The following is a 25,144-nucleotide window of genomic DNA, read 5'->3' as shown; positions in this document are numbered from 1 at the left end:
AAAGGACATACTTCGGTCTTTCACCAGAAGGAGGTTGCCAAACTTGGAAATGGCTCGAGTCGTCTTTTTGACGGTGCTCATGTTTTTTGTCCTGGTTACCGTGCATGAATGGGGGCATTTTTACTTCGCCAAACGAGCCGGTATCCTGGTCCGGGAGTTTGCTATCGGTTTCGGTCCGAAACTGTTCTCGTATAAAAGGGGAGAGACCCAATTCACGCTGCGTCTTCTGCCTTTCGGGGGCTATGCCCGTATGGCGGGCGAGGACCCGGAGATTGTGGAAATATCGTCCGGCCAGACCATAGCGGTCCGGCTGGGAGAAGGTAAGGTCATCAAGAGCATTTATCTGGATCAGCTGGACACGCGCCGCAATGTGATACGCGGAGAAGCCCAGAGCGTCGATTTGGAGGACGATCTGCAAATTCGGCTTGATGTTGACGGCGAGGTCGAGACTTATGCCGTGCATCCGCAGGCGATGATGGTCAAAGGCAGCCAGCAGATTCAGATCGCCCCGCGAGACCGGCAGTTCGGCAGCAAAACCGTTGGACAGCGCGCGATTGCCATTCTTGCAGGTCCGGTGATGAACTTCCTGCTCGCCTTTATCCTGTTCGGCGTCTACATCCAGATGGCTGGCGTCGCCGTGGAGAATCCGACCTACTTGGAGGTGGGCGACGTATCCAAGGGCATGCCTGCCGAGGCAGCAGGCTTGAAGAAAGGCGACATTGTTGAATCAATTAACGGCGAGAAGATCGGCGCGGATTATCAGAAGATGATTGATTTGACTTCTGAGTCGAAGGGCAAGCCGATGGATTGGACGATCAAGCGCGGAGACGAGACTTTTACAGTCACAATGACGCCGCGTACGATGGAAGGACAGGAAGGTGGCAAGGTCGGCATAACTCCGATGCTTCCGACAAGGGACGCCGGAATTGGAGAGACCTTCAAGCTGTCTGGAAATATGATGGTGGATACAACGGAACAAATCTTCCTCGGATTCCGTCAGCTGATCAATCATTTCAATATGAATGATTTGAGCGGTCCGGTCGGAACGATGGAGCTGACGGGACGGATTGCCCAGCAGGGCATCGTCTATCTCACCCACTGGACGGCGATTCTCAGTCTGTATCTCGGTATTTTCAACCTTCTGCCGATACCGGCGCTTGACGGCAGCCGTCTCGTCTTTCTTGGAGTGGAGGCGCTCCGGGGCAAGCCTATCGATCCCGGACGGGAAGGGATGGTTCATTTCGTAGGTTTCGCTATGCTCTTTCTTCTGATGATTGCCGTGACGTACAATGATATTCTGCGGCTCATCAGCGGCTAATATTGCTTCGGCCTTGTCCGGCGAACTCCCGGGCAAGGCTTATTAACAGGAGGAATACCATTATATGGCTAAAGACAAGCAGTTTGTTACGGAGATCACGCCTCAGGGCGAAGACTTCTCGCGATGGTATATCGATGTAATCAAGAAAGCGGACCTCATGGACTACTCTCCGGTCCGCGGTTGCATCGTGTTCAAACCGGACGGATTTGAAATCTGGGAGCATATCCAGGAGGAGATGAACCGGCGCTTTAAGGAAACGGGACATCGGAACGCTTACTTTCCGCTGTTCATTCCCGAGAGCTTTTTCCAGAAAGAGAAAGAGCATGTCGAAGGCTTCAATCCGGAGCTTCCGTGGGTAACGGAAGCCGGAGGCGATAAGCTGGAAGAGCGTCTGGCGATACGTCCGACTTCGGAGACGATGATCGGCCATATGTACTCCAAATGGATTCAATCCTACCGCGATCTTCCGGTTCTGATCAACCAGTGGGCGAACGTGGTGCGCTGGGAGAAGCGGACGCTTCCGTTCCTTCGGACGAGTGAATTCCTGTGGCAGGAAGGCCACACGGCCCACGAGAATGAAGAGGAAGCCCGCGAAGAGACGATGCGGATGCTGGAAGTCTACCGCGATTTCGTGGAAGGCTATCTGGCGATTCCGGTCATTACGGGACAGAAGACGCCTTCCGAGCGCTTCGCCGGAGCGGTGGATACTTATTCGATCGAGGCGATGATGAAAGATGGACGAGCCGTTCAGGCAGGCACTTCCCATTACCTCGGCACCAAGTTCGCTGTTGCTTTTGACATCCAGTACTTAAGCCGCGAGAACAATCTTGAGTACGTGCATACGACTTCGTGGGGAACAAGCACCCGGCTGATCGGTTCCATGATCATGGTTCATGGCGATGACCGCGGCCTTGCACTGCCTCCGAAGGTGGCGCCTACCCAGGTGATCATGATCCCAATCGGTCCGCCTAAGACACGGGAAGCGGTTGTAGCCCGGACCGACGAGCTGTTCAAGGAACTGAAATCCGCCGGTGTCCGCGTCCGTGTGGACGATCGTACCGATGTAACGCCGGGCTGGAAATTCAACGAATATGAAATGCGCGGCGTACCGGTAAGACTGGAGCTTGGACCCCGTGATATGGAGAACGGCGTCTGTGTGCTTGTATCGCGGATCAGCGGCGAGAAGAAGGTTGTTCAACAGGACCGTCTCGTTGAAGAAGTGAAAGAGATGCTGGAACAGGTGCACCAGGAAATGTACGAGCGCGCCTTGAAATTCCGTGAGGAGCATTTCTATTCCGCAGATACGATGGACGAGCTGAAGAACGAGATGGAAGAGAAGCGCGGCTTCGCACTTGCTGGCTGGTGCGGCGACGATGCCTGCGAGGCGAAGGTGAAGGAAGAGACCGGCGCGACAAGCCGGAACATTCCGTTCGAGCCGGCTGAGACGAAGAGCACCTGTATTTGCTGCGGCAAGCCGGCGCAGCATACAGTAGTTTTTGCCAAAGCCTATTAAAAGTGCCGGGGACCCTGGAAGGGAATCCGGATTTCGATTAACATAGAGATAGATTGTAAGCTTACAGGGATAACCGGACGCAATTACCTATATAGGCAGGGATAAGCCGAAGAAGCTTGCCCTGCCTATATGCATCAGCATAGACCTCGCTTTATCGGGGAATGTAAAGGTGGGGGAAGCATGGCATTTAGCGAGGAGAAAAGAAAACGATTCGAGCTGCTCATGAAGCAGGGAGATGTGCCGCCCGCGCTGGTCGATCCGTATTTCCTCGACGGTTATATCGAACGGGTCGAAATTAGCAGGGGCAATCGGGACTGGATGATCGTCGTTGCGAAGCAGAGTCTAGTACCCGCACAGGCATACCGGACGTTCTGTGTCCGCATGCGGGAGCGGCTGCAGCATATCGCGAAGGTTGGCTTTCTATTTCTGTATGAGGAACAGGTGAGCCGCTCCGATATTGTTCAAGAATACTGGGGTCTGTTCCTGGAATGGGTTCACCGCGAGATTCCTTCGGTCAACGGCTGGCTGACCCGGTCTACTCAGGAGATTCAAGGCGAGAACCTGCTTCTGAAGATGAGGGACCAGATGTCGCTGGACTTGGCGAAGAAGAAGGGCATCGACGGTGCGATCGTCAAATTCTATGAGAAGTATTTCGGACTGCACTTGAATGTCAAAGTCCTGCTGGAAGCGAAGGAGAACAAGGCCGAAGAGTTTGAGGAATTCCAGCAGAAGCTTCAGCAGGAGCAGCGGGAATTTATCGAACAGATGATGACGGCGATGGAGGCCGAGGTGCCGGGAGGGGACAGCGGTGACGAGGAAGCCGTGCCGCTTCAGATTGGTTATGATATCAAGGAACAACCTGTCCCCATCATCGAAATCCAGGATGAAGAGAAGAAGATCGCCGTACAAGGAACGATATTCGGCTTGGACAGCAAGGAGCTGCGCAACGGCAGCACGCTGTTCACCTATAATTTGACCGACTTTACCGATTCGCTTCAGATAAAAATGTTCGCGAAGACCAAGGATGACCTGAAGATCATGAGCCAGCTGGCGAATGGCAAATGGGTCAGAGCCCGCGGGCGTGTGGAATACGACCGTTTCATGCAGACGCCAGAGCTTGTCATGATCCCATCGGATCTGTCCGAGGTGGTGGCTCCTCCTGCACGAAAGGACAATGCCGCCAACAAGCGGGTCGAATTCCACCTTCACACGACCATGAGCACAATGGACGCCGTTTCGCCGGTAGACGCTTATATCAAGACAGCCGCCAAGTGGGGCCATCCGGCGATTGCGGTTACCGATCACGGCGGGGTCCAATGCTATCCTGATGCCGCCAAGGCGGCCAAGAAGAACGGGATCAAGATGCTGTATGGCGTAGAGGCGAATGTGGTCAACGATGCGGTCAACGTCGTCGAGAATCCGCTGCCGATTTCGCTGAAGGATGCGACCTATATCGTATTCGATATCGAGACCACCGGTCTGTCGATTACCCGCAACAACATTACAGAGCTTGCAGCCGTGAAGATGCAGGGCGGTCAAGAGATCGACCGGTATTCAACTTTCGTCAATCCGCATGAGAAAATCCCGTATCATATTCAGCAGCTGACCAATATCACGGATGAAATGGTCAAGGATGCGCCCGATCTCGAGCCGGTCCTTGGCGAATTCGTCGAATTTATCGGTGACGGCGTCCTGGTCGCGCATAACGCACGGTTTGATATGGGTTTTATTCAGGCATCGCTGCTGAAGTACGGACGGAAGGAGCTGCCGAACCCGTTCCTCGATACCTTGGAGCTTGCCCGCCTGCTGCATCCGACGATGAAGAACCACCGTCTGAACACGCTGGCCGATAAGTACAAGGTGCTGCTCGAGAGCCATCACCGGGCGGTTGACGATACCGTTGCGCTCGGAGGCATCCTGAACGGGCTGCTGGCCGACGCCGAGAAGCTGAAAAACCTGACGATGCTGGACCGGCTGAATGATTATGTCGGCACCGATTTGTCCAACACCCGACCGTTCCACTGCGGGATTTATGCACTCAATGCAACAGGGAAGAAGAATTTGTACAAGCTGATTTCGATGTCGCATACGGAATACTTTAAACGTGTTCCCTGCATACCTAAATCGAAGCTGACGGAGCTGCGCGACGGACTGCTGGTCATCTCGGGATGCGAGCGCGGCGAATTCTTCGAGACTGTGCTGAACAAAACGGTTGAAGAGGCGATTGAAGTCGCCGAATTCTACGATGTGCTGGAAATCCAGCCTTTGACGATGTACATGCATCTGGTGGACAAAGGATTCGTGGCCAGCCCCGAGGAGCTGCGGGATGTCGTCAGACGGATTTGCGAGATCGGGGAGAAATTGAACAAGCCGGTAATCGCAACCGGGAACGTGCATTACCTGGAGCCGCGCGACAAGCTGTTCCGCGATATTACGATCCATGGCATCACCGGGTTCAGTCCGCTTAAGGACCAGCGCAAGCCGGACGCCCATTTCCGGACTACGGAGGAGATGCTGGAGGAGTTCGCGTTTCTCGGTACCGAGAAGGCAATGGAAGTCGTCGTCACGAACACGGTGGAGCTGGCCGAACGCTTCGAGGAGTACCCGCTCTTTCCGAGCGAATTGTTCACCCCGAACATCGAAGGGGCGGACGAAGAGATCCGCGAAACCTGTTACCGCACGGCGAGAGAGATTTACGGCGAGGAGCTGCCCGAGGTCGTCACTGCCCGATTGGAAAAAGAGCTGGCGCCGATCATCAAATACGGCTTCTCGGCGAACTATCTGATTTCCGAGCGGCTTGTCAAAAAGTCAAACCGCGACGGCTATCTCGTCGGTTCCCGGGGCTCCGTCGGTTCCTCCGTCGTCGCAATGTTCCTCGGCATCTCTGAGGTTAATCCGCTGCCGGCCCACTATATTTGCCGCAATTCCGAGTGCCGGCACAGCGAATGGTTTCTCGACGGCAGCGTGCCGAGCGGCTTTGACCTTCCGGACAAGCTGTGTCCGGACTGCGGACAGCCCATGAAGGGAGAGGGCCAGGATATCCCGTTCGAGACCTTCCTCGGCTTCAAGGGAGACAAGGTCCCCGATATTGACCTTAACTTCTCCGGCGAATACCAGCCGGAGGCGCATAATTTCACGAAGGTCATGTTCGGCGAGAAGAGCGTATTCCGTGCCGGCACAATCGGCACCGTCGCCGAGAAGACGGCATACGGGTTCGCGAAGAAATACGAGGAAGACCATCACAAGCGCTGGCGGGGCGCGGAGCTTCAGCGTCTCGCCGCCGGCTGCACGGGCGTCAAGCGAAGCACCGGACAGCATCCGGGCGGTATAGTCGTCGTTCCGGATTATATGGAGGTCGAGGACATCACCCCGGTGCAGTATCCGGCCGACGATGTCAACGCCGAGTGGAAGACAACCCATTTCGACTATCATGCATTTGACTCGAACCTCTTGAAGCTCGATATTCTGGGGCACGACGATCCGACCATGATGCGTATGCTTCAGGATTTGACGGGCATTGACCCGACGACCATTCCGATGAACGATCCTAAGGTCATGAGCATGTTCAACTCTACGGAATCGCTGCGCGTGACGCCGGAGCAAATCCGGACGCCGGTCGCCACCTACGGGGTGCCGGAAATGGGCACGAAGTTCGTTCGCCAGATGCTCATCGAATCGAAGCCGTCGAGCTTCGCTGACTTACTTCAGATTTCCGGTCTGTCCCACGGGACCGGGGTATGGCTCGGGAATGCCCAGGAGCTGATCAAGAACGGCACCTGCAACATCAAGACCGTAATCGGCTGCCGCGACGACATCATGCTCTATCTGATTTACAAAGCTGGTATGGACGCGGGCCTGGCCTTCAAGATTACCGAGAGCGTTCGTAAGGGCAAGGGGCTTACGCCGGAATGGATTGAGGAAATGAAGAAATGCAAGGTTCCGGCCTGGTACATTGATTCCTGCCTCAAGATCCAGTACATGTTCCCGAAGGCGCATGCCGCAGCTTACGTAATATCCGCTGTACGGACCGCTTACTTCAAGCTCTACCATCCGATCGAGTATTATGCGACCTACTTCTCCGTTCGGGCGGCTGATTTCGACATCGAGCTGTGCTGCCAGGGCTACGATGCCATTCTGAAGGCGATCATCGAAATCGAAGGCAAGGGATTCCAGGCTCTGCCGAAGGAGAAGGCGCTGCTTCCGATTCTTGAGATGGCGCTGGAAATGACGGCGCGGGGCTTTACCTTCAAGACCCTTGACCTGTACCGGTCGGATGCAACCAAGTTTACGGTTGACGGAGACAGCCTGATCCCTCCTTTCTCCGCTTTGGCGGGAATTGGCGAGAACGCCGCCAAGAACATCGCGGCTGCTAAGGATGCGGGTGAGTTCCTGTCAATTGAGGACTTCCAGCAGAAGTCCAAAGCGAGCAAGACGATTGTCGAACTCCTGACCAATATGGGCTGCTTCCGCGGACTTCCGGAGAGCAATCAGCTGTCCCTGTTCTAGGTGAGCGGAGTAAAGGGCCGGCACTTGTCAGTGATGTAAGGCTATGGTATAATTTTTCTGGTAATAATGAGATAAGATCCGTTGCGCAGAGAGTGGGGAAACCCACTCTTTATCTTTGAAATATAAGAGTTATAAGCCTCCCGCTTATGAGATATCTTATATTTTAACGGGAAGCGGATGGTACAGTGATGCTTCTGCCGTGCTTCCAAGGTAGGGGAAGCCCTGACGGCAACAACGCCGCATCATGCCGCACCCAAGGCTATGGCCGGATGGCGGCGCAGCCGTTTCTTATTTGAAATATAAGAATTTATAAGCGTTTTGCTTATTTAGAGCCTTATATTTCTCACTAAACGCCTGGTGTCTGAATGATGCCGTCAGGCGTTTATCCTTGCATAGAGCATAAGACAAGTACGTGGAGGTTAGTTGTATTTGAGCGCATCCAAAATCAAGGACACTGTTGAAACGATGCTGAAACCCTATCTGGACGAGAATGGATTCGAACTGGTGGATGTGGAATATGTGAAGGAAGGCTCCAATTTCTTCCTGCGCGTATTCGTGGACAAGGACGGCGGCATCGATATCGACGACTGCGGAGTTATCAGCGAGTACCTCAGCACAAAGCTTGACGAGAACGACCCGATCCCGGGAGCCTATTTCCTGGAAGTATCCTCTCCGGGGGCCGAGCGTCCGCTTAAGAAGGCGGAGGAAGTATCCAAGGCTGTCGGTAAGGACGTGTTCGTCACGACTTACGAGCCGATCGGTGGCCTGAAGGAATTTGAAGGCCGGCTGCTTTCGTTTGAAGACGGGGAAATGCTCATCTCTGCAGGCAAAAAACAGCATGTCGTTCCGTACGCCAAAGTCGCCAGCGCGAGATTGGCCATTATTTTCTAAAGAATTAAAACTTCTTGTTTAGGTTTTGAAAGGGGGACCGGATTTTTCATGAGTATGGATTTTATCGAAGCTATGAATGAACTGGAGAGAGAGAAAGGCATCAGCAAAGATGTGCTGTTCGAGGCCATTGAGGCGGCGCTGATCTCCAGCTACAAACGAAATTTCAACGCCGCGCAGAACGTTCGTGTCGACATGAACCGCAATACCGGCGTTATCAAGGTGTATGCGCGCAAGCTGATTGTCGAAGAGGTGCTGGATCCGCGCACTGAGATTTCTCTTCCGGCGGCACGCGAAATCAACCCGCATTTTCAGCTGGAAGATGTGGCTGAGCTTGAGGTAACCCCGAGAGACTTCGGACGCATCGCTGCCCAGACCGCCAAGCAGGTTGTGACGCAGCGCATTCGCGAGGCGGAACGCGGCCTGATCTACAATGCTTTTATCGACAAGGAAGAAGATATCGTGACCGGTATCGTGCAGCGTCAGGATCTTCGCAATGTGTATGTCGATCTTGGCAAGATCGAAGCGGTTCTTCCGCTGAACGAATTGATGCCGGGTGAGAAATTCAAGCATGGCGAACGGATCAAGGCTTATATTACGAAGGTCGAGAACACGACCAAGGGTCCGCAAATTTTGCTGTCCCGCACGCATCCGGGCCTCCTGAAGCGCTTGTTCGAGCTTGAAGTTCCGGAAATTTTCGACGGTGTCGTAGAAATACGGTCCGTAGCCCGGGAAGCGGGCTTCCGCTCCAAGATCGCCGTCTATTCCCGCAATGCCGAAGTGGACCCGGTTGGCTCCTGCGTCGGTCCCCGCGGCATGCGCGTCCAGACGATCGTAACGGAGCTGCGCGGCGAGAAAATCGATATTGTGCGCTATTCGGAATCCGTCGAGGAATATGTGGCGAATGCGCTCAGCCCTTCCAAGGTTCTGGAGGTTCAAGTGTTCGAAGCCGAGAAGATGGCCCGCGTAATCGTGCCTGATTATCAGCTGTCGCTTGCCATCGGCATCAAAGGGCAGAACGCGCGTCTGGCGGCCAAGCTGACAGGCTGGAAGATCGACATCAAGAGCGAGACCCAGGCGGAGCAGGAATTCGGCAGACCCAAAACGCCAAGTGATGAAATGCATCAGGATTCCGTCTCCATCGACTAATTATAGAAGGCGGGTGGCTGTAGATGAAACAGAAAAAAGTGCCGCTGCGCAAATGCGTCGCTAGTCAGGAAATGATGCCGAAGAAAGAGCTGATCCGAATCGTTAGAACGCCGGATGGAGAAGTGCTTATCGATCTGACCGGCAAGAAATCAGGCCGCGGAGCTTATATTTGCGGTAAGCTGGAATGCTTCAAGCTTGCACAGAAGACCAAGGCGCTGGACCGGGCGCTGAAGGTTCCTGTAAGCCAGGAAATCTATGAACAGCTGGCTCGGGATTTCGTATCTGTGGAGGAGCAGTTCTTAGCCGCCAAGGAAGCTGCTGGTGACGATGAGTAGGGCGTTGTCCAATCTCGGTCTCGCGATGCGGGCCGGGAAAGTGGTGACCGGCGAAGAAAGTGTGCTGAAAGCGGTCCGTTCGGCGGAAGCGAAGCTGGTTCTCCTGGCGGGAGACGCTTCGGATAATACTCAGAAGAAATTCCGCGACAAATGCGGGACCTACAATATTCCGCTCGTGATCGAATTTAACCGGGATTTGCTTGGAGCCTCAATCGGGAAAGACGGACGCGTCGTACTGGCGGTCACGGATAAAGGATTCGCGGAAATGATCTCCAAGCAGCTCGGAGACAATGTCGGAGGTGGAATGATTGACTAAACAACAAGACAGCAAGGATAAGCTGCGTGTGTACGAATATGCCAAATCACTGAACATGAGCAGCAAGGAAATTATTACAATCCTGAAACGACTGAACGTTCCGGTGAATAATCATATGAGCGTCATGGAGAATGACGCCGTATCGAAGGTGGAGCAGTTCTTTAAGGATATTAAGAGCAATGCGGCGGCGAAACGGGAGAACGCCGGCGGAGGCCGTCCGGTCCAGCAAGCGGCAACCGCAACTGCAGATGCTCCAGCCAATAACAAAAATCAAACAGAAAAGCAGGTAGGTATGAACAAACCAAACCAAAACCAATCGACCATGTCGTCCAGACCTCAAAGCGGGCAGGATTCCCGCAGAAATCAATCAGGCTCCGTTCAGCAGCGTCCGCAGGGACAAGGCGGAGCACAGCGCCAGAGTGGCGGCCGTCCGCAAGGACAAGGCGGAGCGCCTCGTCAGGGCGAAGGCCGTCCGCAGGGACAAGGCGGCGCTCCCCGCCAGGGTGAAGGCCGTCCGCAGGGACAAGGCGGCGCGCCTCGTCCGAGCAGCGGCAACCGTCCGCAAGGACAAGGCGGAGCGCCGCGCCAGGGCGAAAACCGTCCGCAGGGACAGGGCGGAGGCCAGCGCCAAGGCGGCTTTGGCGGCGGCGGAAATCGCCCGCAGGGACAAGGCAGCGCACCGCGTTCCGGTGAAAGCCGTTCCCAGCAGGGCGGGGACTTCAACCGCGGCGGCGACCGGAACAAGAACCGTTCCGGCGGCGGTGGCGGCCAGAAGCGCTTTGAAGACGGCAAGAACGGCGGCTTCCGGAATAACGGACGCGGCGGCAAGAACCAGCGCGGCAAGTACCAGCAGCAGACGGAACGCCGCGAGAAGATCGACAATACGCCGAAGAAGATTATTGTTCGCGGCAACATGACGGTCGGCGAGACCGCCAAGCTGCTGCATAAGGATGCTTCCGAGGTTATCAAGAAGCTCATTCTGATGGGCGTAATGGCTACCATCAACCAGGAGCTCGATATCGACACCATTCAACTGCTCGCCGGCGAGTTCGGCGTTGAAGTCGAAGTGAAGATTCCGGTAGAGGAAGACCGCTTCGAGACGGTCGAGGAGAATGACGCTCCGGAAGATCTGAAGGCCCGTCCTCCTGTTGTAACCATCATGGGTCACGTCGACCATGGTAAAACAACCCTGCTCGACGCCATCCGTTCCACGAACGTGACAAGCGGTGAAGCAGGCGGTATCACCCAGCATATCGGCGCTTACCAGGTCGAAATCAACCATAAGAAAATTACGTTCCTCGATACTCCGGGTCACGAAGCCTTTACGGCAATGCGCGCACGCGGAGCACAGGTTACTGATATGACCATTATCGTTGTAGCGGCCGACGACGGCGTTATGCCGCAGACGGTTGAAGCGATCAACCACGCCAAAGCCGCTGGACTTCCCATTATCGTAGCGGTCAACAAGATCGACAAGCCGGGTGCAGACCCTGACCGTGTGAAGCAGGAGCTCACCAATTATGAGCTGGTGCCGGAAGAGTGGGGCGGCGACACGATCTTCGTTAATGTGTCGGCCAAACAGCGCATCGGTCTTGAAGACCTGCTCGAAATGATCCTGCTCGTGGCAGAGGTCAACGAATACAAGGCGAATCCGGACAAACGGGCTCGCGGTACTGTTATCGAAGCCGAGCTGGATAAGAGTCGCGGACCTGTTGCCCGCATTCTCGTGCAGAACGGTACACTGAAGGTAGGCGACGCCTTCGTTGCAGGGAACTGCTTCGGACGTGTCCGCGTCATGGTGAACGACAAGGGACGCAGACTGAAGGAAGCCGGACCATCCACTCCGATCGAAATTACGGGTCTTACGGAAGTGCCGCAAGCCGGCGATCCGTTCATGGTGTTCGAAGACGAGCGGAAGGCGCGTCAAATCGCCGACAAGCGTGCGATCACGCAGCGTCAGTCCGAGCTTAACACGAACAGCCGCGTAACGCTGGATGATCTGTTCAAGCATATTAAAGAGGGCGAAATCAAAGACCTTAACGTTATCATCAAGGGTGACGTGCAGGGTTCGGTCGAAGCACTCAAGAGCTCGCTTGCCAAGATTGAAGTGGAAGGCGTGCGCGTCAAGATCATTCATAGCGGTGCCGGCGCAATCACTGAATCCGACATTACACTGGCTGCCGCTTCCAATGCCATCGTGATCGGCTTCAACGTCCGTCCTGACGCCCAGACGAAGGCTGCCGCCGAGCAGGAGAAGGTCGACGTTCGTCTGCACAACATCATCTACAATGTCATCGAGGAGATCGAGCAAGCCATGAAGGGCATGCTGGAGCCGGTGTACAAGGAGAGCGTTATCGGACACGCCGAAGTGCGCAACGTCTTCAAGATCAGCAAGGTGGGCGCTGTTGCCGGTTGTATGGTTACGGACGGCAAAATCGCGCGGAATGCCGAGACACGCGTTATCCGCAGCGGCATCGTCGTGTTCGAGGGCAAGATCGACTCCCTGAAACGCTTCAAGGATGATGCCAAGGAAGTAGCGCAGGGTTATGAATGCGGCATTACATTGGAACGCTATAATGACGTCCAAGAAGGCGACGTCATCGAAGCGTTCATCATGGAAACCGTGGAGCGCTAACTTAAAGAGGTGAAGAAATATGTCCAAAATTAGAGCCGGACGCGTCGGCGAACAAATCAAGAAGGAACTGAGCCGGCTGATTCAGGGCGAGCTCAAAGATCCGCGAGTTGGCTTCGTCACCGTAACAGGTGTCGATGTCACGAACGATCTCTCCCAGGCCAAGGTTTACTTGAGTGTCTTCGGAGACGACGAGCAGAAGAACGCTTCGCTTAAAGCGATCGAGAAGGCGAACGGCTTTCTCCGCACGGAGCTTGGCAAGGCGATCCGCCTCCGGCATACGCCGGAGCTGATCTTCAAGTTTGACGAGTCCGTCGCATATGGCAGCCGGATTGAGAAGCTGCTGGGCGATATCGGCAAACCGGATGAAAGTAAGGAATAATAAAGGAGACGGCGAATGCAGAGCTATGAACAAAGTCTTCGGCAGACAAAGCAATTTCTGCTGGACCACGATGATTTTCTTGTAGTGTCGCATATTCAGCCGGACGGAGATGCAGTCAGCTCAACCCTAGCGGTGGGCTGGCTTCTCTCATGTCTGGGCAAGAAATTCAGTATGCTGAATGAAGGGCCGATTCCTACACGCATGAACTATCTGTGGGAAGCGGACAAAATTGCCAATATGTCGGTCAATCCCCCGGAACGCACCTTCAGCAACGTCATCTGTGTGGACTGCGCCGATTTTCAGCGGGTGGGTCTGACCCAGCGCTATTTCGAGCCGGGAGCGTCCATCGTCAATATTGATCACCATCCTACCAATAACGGATATGGAGCCGTTCAGCTGATCAAACCGGACGCCGCCGCAACGGCGGAAATCCTGTATGATCTGCTGAAGACATTCGATATCGCCTGGAACATCGACATCGCAACCGCCTTGTACACGGGGCTCCTGACGGATACCGGCGGGTTTCGCTATACGAATACGACCCCGAAAGTGATGGAAGCCGCATCGGATCTGCTGTCACATGGCGTCAAGGGTCCGGAGCTGGCCGAAACGCTGCTTGAAGAAATGACCCTGCCTCAGGTGAAGGTGCTGAGCCGTGCGCTCCAGACGCTTGAGATGTCGCCGAACGGCGATGTTGCCTGGGTCAGCGTGACGCCGCAGGACATGCTGGACTGCGGAGCAGCGAACGAGGATCTGGAGGGAATTGTGAATTATCCCCGCAATATCCGGGGCGTCGAGGTTGGCATGCTCTTCAAGGTAATTCATGACCAGGCGGTTAAGGTGAGCTTTCGGTCGGCGGGCAAAGTCAACGTCGCGGCGCTTGCGCAGACCTTCGGCGGAGGCGGGCATACCCGGGCAGCAGGAGCGAAGGTTGATCTGCCTCTGGAGCAGGCGATTCCTCATGTAGTGAAGGAGGTCAGCCGGCTTCTATGAGCGACTACGAAGGCGTACTTGCCGTGTACAAGCCGGCGGGCTTTACCTCGCATGACGTCGTCGCCAAAGCGCGCCGTCTGCTCGGTATGAAGCGGATCGGCCATACCGGTACGCTCGATCCCCAGGTTACCGGCGTACTGCCGCTCTGTCTTGGACGGGCTACCCGGGTTGTCGAATATATCCAGGAGCTGCCCAAAGAGTATGTCGCAACATTAAGGCTCGGCATGTCAAGCGACACAGAGGACCTTACGGGCACCATCACGGAAGCGGCAGACGAGGTTCACATCAGCGAGGAAGAAGTAAGAAAGACACTGAATTCGTTTAAAGGTGTCATTTCCCAGACGCCTCCGATGTACTCCGCGGTCAAGGTTGGCGGCAAACGGCTCTACGAACTTGCCCGGGAAGGCAAAACGGTAGAGCGCAAAAGCCGGGAAGTCGAAATCTACGAAATCGAAATGCTGAATATGGTTTGGGACGGCAAATACCCTGATATTACGTTTCGGGTGCTGTGCTCCAAAGGAACGTATATCCGTACGCTGTGCGTGGACATTGGACGCGCGCTGTCGCTCCCTGGCGTGATGGTCAGGCTTGAGCGGACGATGTCTGCTGGAATCCGGGAAGAGCGGTGCCTGACACTGGATCAGATCGCTGAACACTGCCTGAACGGAACACTGCAGCCTTTTCTGATTCCGGCGGATGAAGCCATTTCGCATATGCCTGCTTTCACCGTGTCGGACGAGAAGCGGGCAGCGGCTCTACAAGGACAGCGGCTGTCCGCACAAGCGGTCAACCCTGCGGTACAAGAGAAGGGCCCGATTCGTCTCTACGACCGGACGGGAGTCTTTCTTGGCATTTATGAGCGCGAGGAGACGGGCTCGATTGCACCTGTGAAGGTGTTCTCGGAGGCTGGCCAGAAGTAAGAGCGAAGCATAGAGGGCTTGTATCCGTGCCAGGGAGTCCTCGGCTCTCCGTTAATAAATGCCTTGTTGAATCAACAGGCAGCTTGAATTGCTATTATATTAGTGAAATGCAGGTGAATGCAGCGTGAGAACCGTAACGTTAACCTATCCGGTGCCGCCCGGGAATGCGGAAGGAATCCCGCAGCAGCCGCAAATTGCTGCTCTGGGACAGTTCGACGGCCTGCATCGCGGGCATGCGAGCGTGATCACCGCAGCGGTATCGAAAGCCCGCGAAGAAGGTGTTCCCGCGGCTGTGATCACTTTTTACCCTCATCCCAAAGATGTTATGGGCAAAGGCGATTATGAAGGCTATCTGACTCCTCCGGCCGACAAAGCGCAGCTGCTCGACGAGATGGGTGTCGACATTATGTATGTCATCGAGTTTAACGATCAGCTTTCAAAGGTCAGCCCGGAGGAATTTGTCGCGAATATGCTGCGTCCCCTGAATATTTCGATGGCGGTGGTCGGTTTTGACTTCCATTTCGGATACAAGGGGGAGGGCGACGCTGACAAGCTTCGGGAACTGGGCCTTGACTTCATGCAGGTTGAGACCGTCCCTCCGTTTCAATTGAACGGTGAGAAGGTGAGCAGCTCCGGCATCCGCAAGGCTCTGCAGACCGGCGCTATGGAGCTGGCCAACCTGTGGTTCGGCCGCTGTTATCATCTTCGCGGCGTGGTGGAGCACGGCGAGCAGCGGGGCCGGACGATCGGTTTCCCAACCGCCAATCTGCGGCTGGAGGACAGGTACGTTATCCCCGCCAAAGGCGTCTATGCTGTTCTAGCCCATCTTGATGGCGATGTACTGCCGGGCGTCATGAATGTCGGAGTTAAGCCGACTTTTCATGAAGGCGTGACGGCGCCGACCTTCGAAGTGCATTTACTCCATTTCTCCGGAGATGTGTACGGCCGGGAGATGACGGTGGAGCTCGTTGAGTTTATCCGTCCGGAGCGCAAGTTCGACTCTATCGACGCTCTCGTCTCGCAGATCCGTCTGGATGCCGAGACAGCAGAGAATCTTTTGAAGAATAAGAAAGTCTAGCTATACAGACACAAGCACAGTTAAACCGTATGATGGAATCATTCCTATTCTTTCCTCTTTGCGCGTTTACTTTTGTATCCGATAGTGCTATACTGATTAACGTTGCCGGGCGAGCCCAGACAACTCTAACCTTGGCTTGGTCATTCGAGGTCACCGGACGGTGACGAGGCCACAGGCGATTATAATGAAGGAGGTGAACAGGATGGCATTGACACAAGAACGCAAGCAACAACTGATCGACGAGCACAAGACTCACGAGTCCGATACCGGATCTCCTGAAGTACAAATTGCTATCCTTACGGAGAACATCGTTAATCTGACCGACCACCTGCGTACGCACAAGAAGGATCATCATTCCCGTCGCGGATTGCTGAAGATGGTAGGCCAACGCCGTAAGCTGCTTGCATATTTGAAGAACAAAGACGTGCAGCGTTACAGTGCTTTGATCGAGAAACTGGGATTGCGTCGTTAATAATCCATAAGGTTACCAGAAAGCAGCCTGGTTGTTCACCGTATGTGCTTCCGAGAAGCGTCAGCGGGACAGCTGGGTTGCTTTTTGAAAATTAAGGAAAAATTTAGCAATTCGTATGCGGCCATTTGGACGTGAGAAGACGGCTGCTTTTCCCTGAAGCGAAAGGCCGGGCCGTCTTTTTGCTTGCAATTAACCATGATATATCTTTACAGCAAGGCCAAGCCGCTGCATCAATGAATAGGGAGAGGACAAACAGTCCTATCCTAAGATAAAGCTATCTTGAACATCCAAGGAGGGACTTTATGCAAAAACAAGTAGAAATGCAGCTCGGGGGCAGAACTCTCGTTCTGGAAACGGGGCGGCTTGCCAAGCAGGCGAACGCTGCGGTTATGGTCCGTTACGGCGATACTTCGGTACTCTGTACGGTTACAGCCTCCAGCGAGCCGAAGGATCTGGACTTCTTCCCGCTGACCGTCAACTATGAAGAGCGCCTGTACGCAGTAGGCAAAATTCCCGGCGGCTTCATCAAGCGCGAAGGAAGACCGAGCGAGAAGGCGATTTTGTCCAGCCGACTGACCGACCGGCCGATTCGCCCGCTGTTCCCGGAAGGCTTCCGCAATGACGTCCAGGTACTGAACCTTGTAATGAGTGTGGACCAGGACTGCTCGCCTGAAATCGCGGCCATGATCGGAACCTCGGCTGCGCTGAGCATTTCGGATGTACCGTTCAGCGGTCCGATCGGCGGTGTTGTCGTAGGACGCATCGGCGGTGAATTTATCGTCAATCCGACGATTGCCCAGCAGGAAGAGAGCGACATCTATCTCGTTGTGGCGGGAACCAAAGACGCCATCATGATGGTGGAAGCGGAAGCGAATGAAGTGCCGGAAGAAGTCATGCTCGAAGCGATTATGTTCGGCCATGAAGAAATCCGCAGCATTGTTGCGAAGATCGAAGAGCTGGTTGAGATCGCCGGCAAGGAAAAAATGGCGGTCAAACTGCATGCCGTCAACGCAGACGTGAACGCCGAAGTCCGTGCATTTGCGCATGGTCGGCTCGTCGAGGCGGTTAAAATCGCCGAGAAGCATGCCCGCCAGGATGCGATCGATGCCATCAACAATGAAACCGTGGAAGTCTTCACGGAGAAATACATCGAGACGCCTGAGCTCATTGCCGATGTGAAGGAAGTGCTTCACGACATCGTCAAAGAGGAAGTCAGACGCCTCATCACGCATGAGAAGGTTCGTCCGGATGGCCGTAAACTGAACGAAATCCGTCCAATCGAGTGCGATACATCTCTGCTGCCCCGTACGCATGGTTCGGGTCTGTTTACACGCGGTCAAACCCAGGCACTCAGCGTATGTACGCTTGGCGCCCTTGGTGATGTACAGATTCTGGACGGCATCGATCTGACGGAAACGAAGCGGTTCATGCATCATTACAATTTCCCTCCGTTCAGCGTAGGTGAAGCCCGTCCGCTTAGAGCACCGGGTCGCCGCGAAATCGGTCATGGAGCGCTCGGCGAGCGTGCATTGTCCAAGGTGATTCCGAATGAAACAGAATTCCCGTACACGATCCGTCTTGTATCCGAAGTGCTGGAATCGAATGGTTCGACGTCTCAGGCGAGCATCTGCGCCAGTACTCTGGCGATGATGGATGCAGGTGTGCCGATCAAGGCGCCGGTTGCCGGCGTGGCGATGGGTCTCATCAAGGACGGAGAGCATGTCTCCATTCTGACGGATATTCAAGGCATGGAAGACCATCTCGGCGATATGGACTTCAAGGTTGCAGGTACCGCAGAAGGCGTAACGGCGATCCAGATGGATATCAAGATCGACGGCATCGACCGGAAGATTCTTCAGGAAGCGCTGGAGCAGGCCAAGGAAGGCCGGATGTTCATTCTGGGCAAAATGATGGAAGCCATCTCGAAGCCGAGAGAGAGCCTCTCCCAGTATGCGCCTAAAATCATCATCATGCAGATCAATCCGGATAAAATCCGCGATGTTATCGGAGCAGGCGGCAAGATCATCAACAAGATCATCGAAGAAACCGGCGTGAAGATCGACATCGAGCAGGATGGCCGCGTATTTATCGCTTCCTCGAACGATGAGATGAACCAGAAGGCCCGTTCCATCATCGAGGGCATCGTTCGCGAAGTTGTTGTAGGCGAAATCTATGTCGGCACGGTTAAACGCATCGAGAAGTTCGGCGCATTTGTAGAAATTTTACCGGGCAAAGATGGACTCGTGCACATCTCCCAGCTCTCCACAGAGCGCGTTGGCAAGGTTGAGGATGTTGTCGCAATCGGCGATACGATTACCGTCAAGGTTACCGAAATCGACCAGCAGGGCCGTGTCAACCTGTCCCGCAAAGCGATTCTTACCGCTGAGACCAAGGCTTAATAGCCTGTGGTTAGTGGCAGCTTCGATTTCGGACGCTTGGAATCGAGAGTACAAGAAAAGAGGCAGGATCAACCATTCTGGCTCTTTTTTTCAAATTGAACAATCAAGTTGAATAAAGGGAAGCTTACCCGCTTATCCCGGTTCCGATCTCAGGAAACGGCGGGCGCCTGATCGGACGCGGGCTCATGCGGGTAATTGTTGCCGTACGCCTCGGGGGGTGCGGTGAGTCCCGCAGACGCCGTAACTCCACGATGTGGAGTTATTTTTACGTTCGGATACCGGCGGCTTCTTCTATTGCGCGCATATATCTTTTCCGCTGACAAGTCATATTGGCTGAACCTGTCTCATAGGCTGGACAAAAAGGTTGCGGCAGACGGCTGAATCGAAGGCACAGCCTCGCAGCCGTAGGAGGAAGCCGGATATGAAACTGGAGAAAGCAGCGGTTGCGCTTGCCTGTATGGCTGTTGTGATCGGCCTTGGCAGCACGGCGGGACCGATTAAGGATATGCTGTCGGAGCAGCGGAGCGGCGAAGTCGCCGCACTGCCCGCAATGCTTGCGGATAAGGGAGACGAGCTGCGCAGCCGTATCGAAGCCCGTGCGACCCAGCTCAAGGAGGCGCCGGTGGACGCCAGGGTGGACCGGATCTGGAAGGCGATACCTGGCTACAATGGGCTGGAGGTGGATGTTGAGGGAACTTACCGGAAAGCGCTGCTTCTGCCGGCAGATTCTCCGATTCCGTATGTATATAAGCAGACACCTCCCTCTGTCGGCCTGGATGAGCTGGGTGCCCAGCCCATCTACCGGGGCAATCCGGCGAAGCCGATGGTTGCCTTTATGATCAATGTCGCCTGGGGGAACGAGTACCTGATTCCGATGCTCGATATTTTGGACCAGGAGAAGGTGAAGGCTACTTTTTTTCTGGACGGGAGCTGGCTCAGCAAAAATCGTGAACTGGCTCTGGAAATCCAGAAGCGAGGACATGAGATCGAGAATCATGCCTATACGCATCCGAACATGAGCACGCTTAGCCGGGCGAGAGCCACCATGGAAATCGAGAAGACGAAATCGCTGCTGAAATCGAGCCTTGGTGTGGAGAACCGCTGGTTCGCACCGCCGTCCGGAGATTACAATCAGGAGACGGTGGAAATTGCCCGCGAGCTTGGACTCAAGACGGTGCTGTGGACCGTGGATACGGTGGACTGGCGCAACCCCTCCCCCGATTCGGTGATCGCCAAGATCACCACCAAGGCAGAGCCAGGTACGCTTGTGCTGATGCATCCGACGAATGCCTCTTCCAAGGCGCTTCGCGGCATGATCCGCGGCATCCGGGCGAAGGGACTGACCCTTGGCACGGTAAGCGAGACGCTGTCGCCCGAGCGCGTTTTGCCTGCCGGCGTTGAGTGAAGAGGATGTTTCTGGTAGGATATAAGTCACCCGGGTTTTTGATCAGCATATTGCATCACTCGAAGATGAACGCTTGATTGCGGATTGAAATCGCTTCAAGGGGTTCTGCAAAATGCTCAATATAAGAAGTTATAAGTTTAGCGCTTATCTCACTCTTATCATTCTCGGTAAACGCACAGCGCCTTGGATGACGTTATCAGGTGTTTATCCTTTCAAGCAAGGCAAGCCATGGGCCAGGAGGATTTTTACGTGGAAAAAAAGGTATTATCAAACGGGCTCCGTGTTGTCATGGAGAAGATTGCGACGGGCCGCTCCGTCTCGTTCGGCATTTGGGTCAAGACGGGATCGCGGAACGAAACGCCTGACAATAACGGGATTTCCCATTTTATCGAGCATATGCTGTTCAAAGGAACCGACCGCTTTGACGCCAAGCAGATTGCGGAACAATTCGACGCCATAGGCGGCAATGTGAATGCTTTTACCTCAAAGGAATATACGTGCTACTACGCCAAAGTGCTGGATGAGCATCTTCCCATTGCAGTCGATGTGCTGGCGGATATGTTCTTCCGTTCCAAACTGGATGCCGGAGAACTGGCGAAGGAGAAGAACGTGATCCTGGAAGAAATCTCGATGTATGAGGATACGCCGGATGATCTCGTGCATGATCTGATGTCGATGGCCGCATACGGCAGCCACCCGCTCGCCTATTCCATTCTGGGGCTGAAGGAACGGCTTGAGACGATGACGCCGGATGATCTTCGGGCTTATATGCAGGCTCAGTATACAGTTGAAAATACCGTGATCAGTGTGGCGGGCAACTTTGACGACAGCGTCATAGAGCTGCTGGAGCAGTATTTCGGTTCGTTCAATAATCACGGGACTTCTGCTCCGCTGGTGCCGCCGGATTTTCATGGCGATTTGCTCTTCCGCCGGAAGAAGACCGAACAGAATCATATTTGCCTGTCCCTTCCGGGGTGTTCGATTGAGGACCCGCTGCAGTATGCAATGGTGCTGATCAACAACGCGGTGGGCGGCGGGATGAGTTCCCGGCTATTCCAGGAAATTCGCGAAAAGCGCGGACTCGCCTACTCCGTGTACTCCTACCACAGCGCCCAGGCCGACAGCGGTCTGTTCACGGTCTATGCCGGCACGGCGCCGAAGCAGACGAAGGATGTCATGGAACTGACGAAGGAGATGCTGGCTGAGCTCGCGGCTAAGGGATTGGATGAAGATGAAATCCGCAAGGGCAAGGAGCAGCTCAAGGGCAGCCTGATTCTGAGTCTTGAGAGCACGAGCAGCCGTATGAACCGGATGGGTAAAAACGAGCTGATGCTCGGACGTCATGAGTCTCTTAACGATGTCATTGCCAAAATCCAGAACGTGACCATATACGAAATCAACCAGGTGCTGGACCGGATGTTCGCGCAGCCACTGTCTGCGGCGATGGTCGGCACCTCGGATAAAGTAATTGCTACAATGAGGAGAGATGATCTTGTCCATTTACGTACAAATGCTCAAGCTTCCCGGCAATGAAGATGTGAATCTTCCCCGCAAAATGTCGGAGCAGGCTTCCGGCTATGACCTCTTTGCCGCCGTATCCGGCGAGCTTACCCTGGCCCCCGGCCAGCGGGCGCTCGTGCCGACAGGCATCGCGATTGCTATGCCGGACGGGCTGGAAGCCCAGATACGCCCCCGCAGCGGGCTGGCGCTCAAAGCTGGCATCACCTGCTTGAACACGCCTGGTACAATCGATGCCGACTACCGTGGAGAAATCAAGGTGCTGCTGATCAATCTGGGCCAGGAGCCATTCACCATTGCGCGGAATGAACGCATCGCCCAGATGGTATTCCAGACCGTTCCGGCCGTTACGGTCGAACATGTAGAGACGCTGGACGAAACCGAGCGGGGCGCGGGCGGCTTTGGCCACACCGGTAAATAAACAGACGATTTCTATAATCACCAAGCGGTTGTACATCCTGGAGAAGGAACGTGCAGCCGCTTTTTATTAGCGGTCTAACAACCGAACAATAAGGAGGTTTCCATGCTGCATATTGTCAATGGTGATGCGGTCTCGGACAAGCTGCTGGAAGGCGGTATTGAAGGAGAGGTGCTGGCGTGGAGAGAAATTTATTCGGCTGGTCCGCTCACTTCGAACCTGTCGGCGCCGGAAGCGATGGATCTTCGCGCTCAAGTGCTGGAGAAGAGTATCGGGATTTCGGCGGAAGACTTCAAATCGGGCTGCGCCGAGCAGGAGCGCAGGCTGGAGGAGTTCAACCGTCATGACGAGATCGTATTGTGGTTCGAGCATGATTTGTTCGATCAGAGCATGCTGTCTTATCTTCTTCACTGGTTCAGCAGCCGCAACCTGGGGGAGACGCGTCTTCATTTGCTATGCATCGGCGAGTTTCCGGGGATTGAGCCTTTTCATGGGTTAGGTCAGTTGACGGTAAGCCAGCTGATGAGCCTGAACCGGACATGGCGGCCCATCGGCACGCGTGAAATGAGTCTGGGAAGCCGTCTATGGGAAGCCTATACCTCCGCCAATCCGCTCGATATGGCCTATTTCCTTGAGCATAGCCGGGAGGAGCTGCAGGCATCGGAGCTTTCATTTGCGTATGATGCATTCAAAGCCCATCTGTCCAGGCTTCCATCTGTGGACAATGGCCTTGGCATCGCCGAGCTTGCGACCTTGCGTGTACTCCGTCAGGGGGACTGTACGCCGCTTGATCTGTTCAGGCAGGTAACAGACAGGCTGAGCATTCTGGGAATGGGAGATTTGGAGTACTGGCATATGCTGTCGGGACTGGCGAAGGAACCTCATCCCCTTCTGGTCATAAGCGGAACGGAATCCGCTGAACAGGCTGGAGGGCCCGCCCGGATGGAGCAGATACCCGGATTTCTGGGTCGTCAGGTATCCCTGACTGGGCTTGGTGAGCGCGTTCTGGACAACAAGGCCGACCGGGTGCAGGAGCAGGGGATTGATCAATGGTATGGCGGGATTCATCTTGAAGGATATCATGCGGCCTGGCGTTGGGACAGCCGGGAGGAGAAGCCGGTGACAGGCTAGGAATAGCCGGAATGAAGAAAAGATGTGCTGGCGGGCGCCTAAATGGCGCTCGTTTTTTTGTGCCCGGAGAACGGCCTTGCCAGTTAAACCTGGAATACCATTTTCAGCCTGCATGAAGTAGTGAAGAGATGGGACAGTGCGGCTCCACTGTGTCATTCACCTAAATTCGGGCGGATGCATATGATGCTTCATGGTTGAAGTAGCAATGGTGAAAGGAGCGTCATCCTTATGCTGACTGGCGTCAGGATCGTATTCCTGGGCGGAGACGCAAGACAAATCGAAGTGATGCGGAAATGTGTGGAGATGGATGCGGCAGTAAGCGCTGCCGGGTTTGATATGTGGGAAACGCCCTGTGATGGGGTGGAACTGGAGGAGCTGTCGGGGGCTCTTCTCGCTCAGGCGGATGTGCTGGTGCTGCCGACGGTTGGCTGCGATGACGAAGGCAACATCAGCGCCAAGTACGCCAGCGGACCGCTGCGGCTGGATGCGGAACTGATGAGGGCGCTGCCCGGACACTGTACAGTCTATACCGGGATGGCGAAGACGTACCTGAAATCGCTGTGTGTGGAAGCCGGACTGGATCTGGTCGAGCTTCTGAACCGCGATGATGTCGCGATCTACAATTCGATACCGACCGCCGAGGGCGCGCTTGTAATGGCGATTCAGAATACGGATTTCACCATTCACGGCTCGCACGCTCTCGTGCTTGGACTCGGAAGGACCGGCTTCACCATGGCCAAGAGCCTGCAGGGGCTTGGCGCAAGGGTATCGGCCGGTGTGCGGAAGCGGGAGCATTTTGCACGGGCCGAGGTGATGGGGTGGAAGCCGTTCATGACAGACCGACTCCCCGAGCATGTAGGCGATGCGGATTATGTGTTCAATACCGTACCCGATCTGATATTGACGGCTAAGGTACTGTCCCGCCTGCCGAGGCATGCCTGCATCATCGACTTGGCATCGGCACCGGGCGGGGTGGATTTTCGTTATGCAGAGAAACGGGGAATAACGGCGCTTCTCGCTCCGGGCCTTCCCGGCATTGTCGCGCCCAAGAGCGCTGGCATGATTATGGCGGGCGCACTTTTGCTGTCCATATCGGAACGGTCTTTGACAAAGGGGGATAAAGGATGAACTGGCAAGGCAAGACGGTAGGCTACGCGATCACCGGTTCGCACTGCACCTTTTCGGAGGTCATGCCCCAGATTAAGCGTTTCGTCGAGGAAGGAGCCAATGTTGTACCGATTGTCTCGGCTTCCGTATTGTCAACGGATACCCGGTTCGGCACATCAGAAAATTGGCTAAAACAGTTGAAAGAAATAACGGGGAATGATATCATTTCTACAATTGTTGAAGCGGAACCGCTGGGTCCATCCAAGCTGCTTGATGTGCTGACTATTGCACCCTGCACAGGAAATACCACTAGCAAGTTGGCCAATGCCATGACCGACGGCCCCGTCCTGATGGCGGCCAAATGCCAAATGCGCAACGGACGTCCGCTCGTTCTCGCGATCTCGACCAACGACGGACTCGGTTTGAACGCAGCCAATATCGCGAAGCTTCTGGTAACGAAGAATATATATTTCGTTCCGTTCGGACAGGATAACCCGCAAGCGAAGCCGAATTCATTGGTAGCGAAGATGGAGCTGATTCCCGAAGCGTGCTACGCGGCGCTTCAAGGCTCCCAGCTGCAGCCGATGATCATCGAACGGTTTCATTCAGCATAATTGATTTGTCTGTTGACTGCCTGGGCTAGTGCAGCCGCAGATCTCAGCCG

General features: G+C 54.8%; 20 protein-coding genes. All 20 read left to right on the top strand.

The features are described from left to right. The first annotated feature begins 43 nt into the window (after positions 1-43). The 20 genes from rseP to PSTEL_RS15475 all read left to right on the top strand — a co-directional run bounded on the left by rseP (position 44) and on the right by PSTEL_RS15475 (position 25,094). On the top strand, positions 44-1,318 hold the full coding sequence (gene rseP, locus PSTEL_RS15570; protein WP_038696675.1) for an RIP metalloprotease RseP: 1,275 nt from the start codon (positions 44-46) through the stop codon (positions 1,316-1,318). Positions 1,319-1,382: 64 nt separating this feature from the next. Further along, on the top strand, positions 1,383-2,831 hold the full coding sequence (gene proS / locus PSTEL_RS15565; protein ID WP_038696673.1) for a proline--tRNA ligase: 1,449 nt from the start codon (positions 1,383-1,385) through the stop codon (positions 2,829-2,831). 180 nt (positions 2,832-3,011) lie between these two features. Next, positions 3,012-7,337 carry a PolC-type DNA polymerase III gene (locus PSTEL_RS15560; protein WP_038696671.1) on the top strand — a complete coding sequence of 1,442 codons (4,326 nt, stop codon included), beginning with the start codon at positions 3,012-3,014 and terminating at the stop codon, positions 7,335-7,337. 429 nt (positions 7,338-7,766) lie between these two features. Beyond that, positions 7,767-8,228, top strand: a complete 462-nt coding sequence (rimP, locus tag PSTEL_RS15555; protein ID WP_038696669.1) for a ribosome maturation factor RimP — start codon at positions 7,767-7,769, stop codon at positions 8,226-8,228. Positions 8,229-8,276: 48 nt separating this feature from the next. Next, a complete protein-coding gene (nusA, locus tag PSTEL_RS15550) occupies positions 8,277-9,374 on the top strand; it encodes a transcription termination factor NusA (RefSeq protein WP_038696667.1) in 1,098 nt (365 codons plus the stop codon). Between the two features lie 23 nt (positions 9,375-9,397). Then, on the top strand, positions 9,398-9,709 hold the full coding sequence (gene rnpM / locus PSTEL_RS15545) for an RNase P modulator RnpM (protein ID WP_038696666.1): 312 nt from the start codon (positions 9,398-9,400) through the stop codon (positions 9,707-9,709). Next, positions 9,702-10,025: a YlxQ family RNA-binding protein gene (locus PSTEL_RS15540; RefSeq protein ID WP_038696664.1), complete on the top strand. Its 324-nt coding sequence runs from the start codon at positions 9,702-9,704 to the stop codon at positions 10,023-10,025. The genes rnpM and PSTEL_RS15540 overlap by 8 nt, the downstream gene beginning before the upstream one ends. Positions 10,026-10,080: 55 nt before the next feature. Then, on the top strand, positions 10,081-12,660 hold the full coding sequence (infB, locus tag PSTEL_RS15535; protein ID WP_245625197.1) for a translation initiation factor IF-2: 2,580 nt from the start codon (positions 10,081-10,083) through the stop codon (positions 12,658-12,660). A gap of 19 nt (positions 12,661-12,679) precedes the next feature. Then, a complete protein-coding gene (rbfA, locus tag PSTEL_RS15530) occupies positions 12,680-13,039 on the top strand; it encodes a 30S ribosome-binding factor RbfA (protein ID WP_038696660.1) in 360 nt (119 codons plus the stop codon). Positions 13,040-13,054: 15 nt separating this feature from the next. Then, positions 13,055-14,032, top strand: coding sequence for a DHH family phosphoesterase (locus PSTEL_RS15525; RefSeq protein ID WP_038696658.1), 978 nt, complete (start codon positions 13,055-13,057; stop codon positions 14,030-14,032). Beyond that, positions 14,029-14,952 (top strand): tRNA pseudouridine(55) synthase TruB, encoded by a 924-nt coding sequence (gene truB / locus PSTEL_RS15520; RefSeq protein ID WP_038696656.1) that lies wholly within the window; start codon positions 14,029-14,031, stop codon positions 14,950-14,952. Before PSTEL_RS15525 ends, truB begins: the two co-directional genes overlap by 4 nt. Positions 14,953-15,076: 124 nt before the next feature. Next, positions 15,077-16,030 (top strand): bifunctional riboflavin kinase/FAD synthetase, encoded by a 954-nt coding sequence (locus PSTEL_RS15515; protein WP_038696654.1) that lies wholly within the window; start codon positions 15,077-15,079, stop codon positions 16,028-16,030. Positions 16,031-16,232: 202 nt separating this feature from the next. Next, on the top strand, positions 16,233-16,502 hold the full coding sequence (gene rpsO, locus PSTEL_RS15510) for a 30S ribosomal protein S15 (RefSeq protein WP_025335318.1): 270 nt from the start codon (positions 16,233-16,235) through the stop codon (positions 16,500-16,502). A gap of 302 nt (positions 16,503-16,804) precedes the next feature. Then, positions 16,805-18,901 carry a polyribonucleotide nucleotidyltransferase gene (gene pnp, locus PSTEL_RS15505; RefSeq protein WP_038696651.1) on the top strand — a complete coding sequence of 699 codons (2,097 nt, stop codon included), beginning with the start codon at positions 16,805-16,807 and terminating at the stop codon, positions 18,899-18,901. A gap of 421 nt (positions 18,902-19,322) precedes the next feature. Continuing rightward, positions 19,323-20,306 carry a polysaccharide deacetylase family protein gene (locus PSTEL_RS15500; protein ID WP_038696649.1) on the top strand — a complete coding sequence of 328 codons (984 nt, stop codon included), beginning with the start codon at positions 19,323-19,325 and terminating at the stop codon, positions 20,304-20,306. A gap of 249 nt (positions 20,307-20,555) precedes the next feature. Further along, entirely contained in the window at positions 20,556-21,839 is a 1,284-nt protein-coding gene (locus tag PSTEL_RS15495) for a M16 family metallopeptidase (RefSeq protein WP_038696647.1), read from the top strand. Then, positions 21,793-22,245 carry a dUTP diphosphatase gene (dut, locus tag PSTEL_RS15490; protein WP_038696645.1) on the top strand — a complete coding sequence of 151 codons (453 nt, stop codon included), beginning with the start codon at positions 21,793-21,795 and terminating at the stop codon, positions 22,243-22,245. The genes PSTEL_RS15495 and dut overlap by 47 nt, the downstream gene beginning before the upstream one ends. A 102-nt stretch (positions 22,246-22,347) precedes the next feature. After that, on the top strand, positions 22,348-23,373 hold the full coding sequence (locus tag PSTEL_RS15485; protein WP_038696643.1) for a DUF1835 domain-containing protein: 1,026 nt from the start codon (positions 22,348-22,350) through the stop codon (positions 23,371-23,373). A gap of 228 nt (positions 23,374-23,601) precedes the next feature. After that, positions 23,602-24,501 (top strand): dipicolinate synthase subunit DpsA, encoded by a 900-nt coding sequence (dpsA, locus tag PSTEL_RS15480; protein ID WP_038696641.1) that lies wholly within the window; start codon positions 23,602-23,604, stop codon positions 24,499-24,501. Continuing rightward, positions 24,498-25,094: a dipicolinate synthase subunit B gene (locus tag PSTEL_RS15475; protein ID WP_038696639.1), complete on the top strand. Its 597-nt coding sequence runs from the start codon at positions 24,498-24,500 to the stop codon at positions 25,092-25,094. Before dpsA ends, PSTEL_RS15475 begins: the two co-directional genes overlap by 4 nt. Positions 25,095-25,144: the final 50 nt, after the last annotated feature.

Source organism: Paenibacillus stellifer (genome assembly GCF_000758685.1).
In the GTDB taxonomy this organism is placed as follows: Bacteria; Bacillota; Bacilli; order Paenibacillales; family Paenibacillaceae; genus Paenibacillus_AQ; species Paenibacillus_AQ stellifer.
Note: the sequence above shows the minus strand (reverse complement) of the source record. Positions and strands in the feature narration are given on the sequence as shown.